The 4,173-nt window shown below is 60.8% G+C and carries 3 protein-coding genes; all 3 read right to left on the reverse strand.

All coding sequences use genetic code 11. The features are described 5' to 3' along the window. Window positions 1–39 precede the first annotated feature (39 nt). From D5687_RS11010 to D5687_RS11020, 3 genes are read right to left on the reverse strand one after another with little or no spacing between them, the layout of a single operon-like run. Window positions 40–537: a hypothetical protein gene (locus D5687_RS11010; RefSeq protein WP_125199822.1), complete on the reverse strand. Its 498-nt coding sequence runs from the start codon at window positions 535–537 to the stop codon at window positions 40–42. Between the two features lie 34 nt (window positions 538–571). Next, the gene (locus tag D5687_RS11015) at window positions 572–1,993 is read right to left on the reverse strand and encodes a mannose-1-phosphate guanylyltransferase/mannose-6-phosphate isomerase (protein ID WP_125199823.1); all 1,422 of its coding nucleotides are present in this window, start codon (window positions 1,991–1,993) and stop codon (window positions 572–574) included. Beyond that, the gene (locus tag D5687_RS11020; RefSeq protein WP_204742196.1) at window positions 1,990–3,966 is read right to left on the reverse strand and encodes a glycosyltransferase; all 1,977 of its coding nucleotides are present in this window, start codon (window positions 3,964–3,966) and stop codon (window positions 1,990–1,992) included. The genes D5687_RS11015 and D5687_RS11020 overlap by 4 nt, the downstream gene beginning before the upstream one ends. Between the last annotated feature and the right edge of the window lie 207 nt (window positions 3,967–4,173).

Here is a 4,173-nt window from a genome sequence, read left to right on the forward strand (position 1 = left end):
TGGTATCAGATTGATGGGGTGAAGGTGCCCCATCAACCATTAAATCCGTATACCCAACATTTGTGCCAGCATCCAGGGGAGCGGGTCGGCCGCGCCGCCCCCTCCCTCGGGTGTCGACGGTGTGATTGGGTTGCCGGCAACGCTCGGAAGATCCCAGCGTTCCCGAACAACCTCTGCCACCCAGTCCGGGTGATCGCGGACCGCCTGATGAGCCACCATCAGACAGCGAGACGAATGCCCCTTGCAGAAGGACAGCTTTTCCCGCTGAGTGCGCAACCAGCCTGACAGCACCTCGCGCGGCTCACCGGCCCGACGGCGAATGCCATCGGCGATCGTTTCCCTGAGCGACCGGGACAGAATCAGGAAATGCCCCTCGGGTCGTGATCGGCCCGCCTCCTGGAGCTTCTCCGTGGAAAAGGCATCGCCTGCGATGACGCCGAACTGTTCGTCCGTTGGGATGTGAGTCGCGGACTCGAGCATGCCTCGAAGCAGGTCCAAGTCCTTTTGCGAATCACCTACCAGACAGATCGTGGCCATCGGCCAACCTCCCCATGCTCCTTGGCTTCAGAACTCAGGCGCACTGCTCGGCGCGGCCATACCCGTCCTCGAATCGGACAATATCGTCCTCGCCGAGGTAGGAGCCTGACTGCACTTCGATCAGGTGCAGGGGCACCATGCCGGGGTTCTCGAGACGATGCGTCTCACCGCAGGGAATGTAGGTGGACTCGTTTTCGTGCAACAGGAACGTCCGCTCACCATGAGTCACCAGAGCGGTGCCACTGACCACGATCCAGTGCTCGGCGCGGTGATAGTGCATCTGGAGCGACAGACGTTCGCCGGGCTTCACCGTGATGTGCTTGACCTGGTAGCGCTCGCCCAGATCGATGCCGCAATACGCACCCCACGGACGGTGGACTTCGGCGTGCTGGTAATGCTCTTCACGACCCTGTTTCTTCAGTGTCTCGACCAGCTTTTTCACGTCCTGGGCCTTGCGACGGTCAGCGACCAGAATCGCGTCATCCGTGGCCACCACCACGACATTGTCCAGCCCGGACACAGCCACCAGCCCTTTCTGGGAATGAACGTAACTGTTGCTCGTTTCGTGGAGGACCACGTCCCCAGAAACGGCATTGTTGGATTCGTCCTTTTCCTTAATTTCCCAGAGCGATGACCAACTGCCGACATCGTTCCACCCCATCTCGACGGGGACGACGGCAGCCCGTTCGGTCTTTTCCATCACGGCGTAGTCGATCGACTCGGAAAGCGTCGAGAAGAAGGCCTCGCGATTCAGGCGACGGAAGTTCATGTCGTCCTCACCCTGGGCGATCGCGTCTTCGCATGCCTTGAGCATGTCCGGATGATGGGCCTGCAGCTCGACGACGTAGTCTTCCGCGCGGAACAGGAACATGCCGCTGTTCCAGAGATAATCGCCGGAGTCGACATACGCCTTTGCGGTCTTCTGATCCGGTTTCTCGACGAATTGGGAGACTCGGTGCACGCCGGGCATCACGGGCTCCGAGGCCTTCTCGATGTAGCCATACCCGGTTTCCGGCTTGTTCGGCTGGATGCCGAAGGTGGCCAGGTATCCGGCATCCGCGGCCGCGGCCGCATGCTCGACGCCTTCGACAAAGGCATCGGTATCAAAGACGACGTGATCGGAGGGCATGACGAGCATGCGGGCGTCCGGATCGTGCTCCATCAAGCTCAAGGCCGCGACGGCTACCGCTGGCGCCGTGTTCCGGCCCACCGGCTCCAGGAGTATCCGTTCTGCCTCGACCCCCAATGCACGGAGTTGCTCGGCCACAACGAAACGATGCTCTTCGTTGCAAACCACCAACGGCGCGCCGAACTGGTCACCCTGCACCCGAAGGAGGGTTTCCTGGAACATCGTCCGTTCGCCCGCAAGCGAAAGGAACTGTTTCGGGTAGCCCGCGCGAGACAACGGCCACAGACGGCTACCACTACCGCCTGTCAAGATAACTGGAGTAATCATGTGCTTCGTTCCTTTTGTGTGTTGATGGACTCAGAACTACTGGCTTGTTGTAGAGCTTCCAAACGGCGCTTTATGTAGGCACCGCAATACGCCGGAGAAAACCGGCTAACGTCGTATTTCGGCGGCGAGCGATTTCGCCCTCCTGACGCACGCTGACGCATGAGTTCCGCTGCGTGGTTCAGGTCGGGATCGGCCCAGAACTGGCCTTCGCCATAAAAGTAATCACCCGGCTCGAGACGGCGTGTCTGATGCCGAACCAGACCGATACCGGGCTGATTGCAGAAATCCATGTTTCCGGAATAGGCGGTCGCGATGACCTCTTTCCCCAGAAGCATCGCCTCGGCAATACCTCGGCCGAACCCCTCGGCCCGGTGAAGGGAGACGTAGCAATCGCACTGGTCGTAGAGGGACAGGACATCCGGACGCCGGAACACGCTCGTGATCAGGTGAATGCGCTTGTCCCCGCCGATGAGGTTCAGCAGTCGTTTCCAGGCGGGCGATTGCCGGTCGACGTGGCTTCCCTTCAGGACCAGGCCAACGTCGTCCACGCCTTCATCTGGGAACGCCTTCTTGAACGCGCGAACGAGGCCTTCCGGATTCTTCCGGCTAAGCCGGGAATTCATGTCGAACGAAAACAAGAACAGGTAGGGGGATTCGGGCAGCCCCCAATCGTTTCGGGTCGATGCCGCAACATCACCCAGTACCACCGGTAACGGCACGACACGGGTCAACAGGGGCGAGCTGGCGTAGCTTTCCGCCACGTGCGAACTGATTGCCCACAGCTCGTCGATCAACGAGTACGCATGGCGCCAGGCTGCCGGCCATTCCGGCAACTCCCATGGCCACAGTCCGATGTTGTAGTGCCCCTCCAGGAGGTCCAGACCGCGCTCGCACACCAGCCGGGTCATCTCGATGCCCGTCATGCAAAAGACGTTGACGTGGTACTTAGGCTCGTCCGACAGCCAGTTTTCCGCGCTTCGGTCCTCCTGGCTTACGTCACCGCCCGGTTCGAAATTGATCACGCAGAAGGGAACCTCAGCCGCCTCGAGGGCACGAGCCACCATCCGCACGTCTTCCCCGATACCAAGCTCGCCGCGCGCATACCCGTAGAGGTTGATGCCCGGCAAACGGCCTTCCTTCCTGTCGGATTGCTCCTGCCGGAACGACGCGGACAAACCCGAAACCAGATCCTCGATCTCCGGTTGAGTCGGCCGGGTCGTTCGAATGCGTCGAACCCTGGCCACTTCCTTGACGCCGACCGGCAGGTGCCGGGCTGCGGCCCGGCTCCACCAGGGTGACTGGGGAAGTGCTACCACCGGTGACCGGCTCTCGGATGGCGCATCACCGTCTTCCCAGGCCCGCACCAGATCCTGGTTGTACAAGGCAATTCGCTCGAAGCCGTACGGGTCACGCTCATCCTTCGGCAGGGAAAGGCTGCTCAGAAAACCCTTTAGCGACGGGAAGACCTGCTGCAAGGCTCGCACCTGCCACGCCGGCAACGTCGAGGCCAGACCGATCTCCTGCCGACCACCCCGGAAATACCAGCGTGCGGTTCGGTGCCGGACACGCCTGTTGTAACGAACCTGGGCCGACCAGTAACGGGAACGGGCGACCCCGCAGAGGAACATGCCGACCGTGTAGGCACCCTCCCACAAGTCACCTCTGACCTTGTCCATTGCGGCAGGACGCATCAACTCCTCGTTCCAGGACTGAATCTGTCGCAACAACTTGTATTCCCGCCGACCGTGGCGCACACACCACGCGAGATACCCCAGGTAGTCGTCTCGCCGCCCTTTCTGCAGGGGGAAGCGCGTCTGGAGGCCTGGACGTAAAAGCCAGATCATGTACATCCCGCCGTAAATCCGGGTCGGAAGATCAAACGGCAGGTCAACCGGCTGATTGAAAGGGTGGGAGTACTCGAACTCCCTCCCTGCCCCAGCAGACCCGAAAAGCTGTTGCGGTTGAGTGGTCATGACAACTCCAACGCCCCCTTCAACCCCGAGCTCCTCCGGTCTCGACTGGAACCACGAGAGGGAGACTCAACGGACAATGACCATTCGTTTGCCGATGTGGACCCATCGCATCGAACGCAAAACTCATCCACCAGCGGACAATATGCCGGCGGGGTAGTGTCCAGTCAAGTGGTGTAAAAGCGAGATAGCCACCAAAGCCCTCGTCGC

Source organism: Guyparkeria sp. SCN-R1 (genome assembly GCF_003932495.1).
Classification (GTDB): Bacteria; Pseudomonadota; Gammaproteobacteria; order Halothiobacillales; family Halothiobacillaceae; genus Guyparkeria.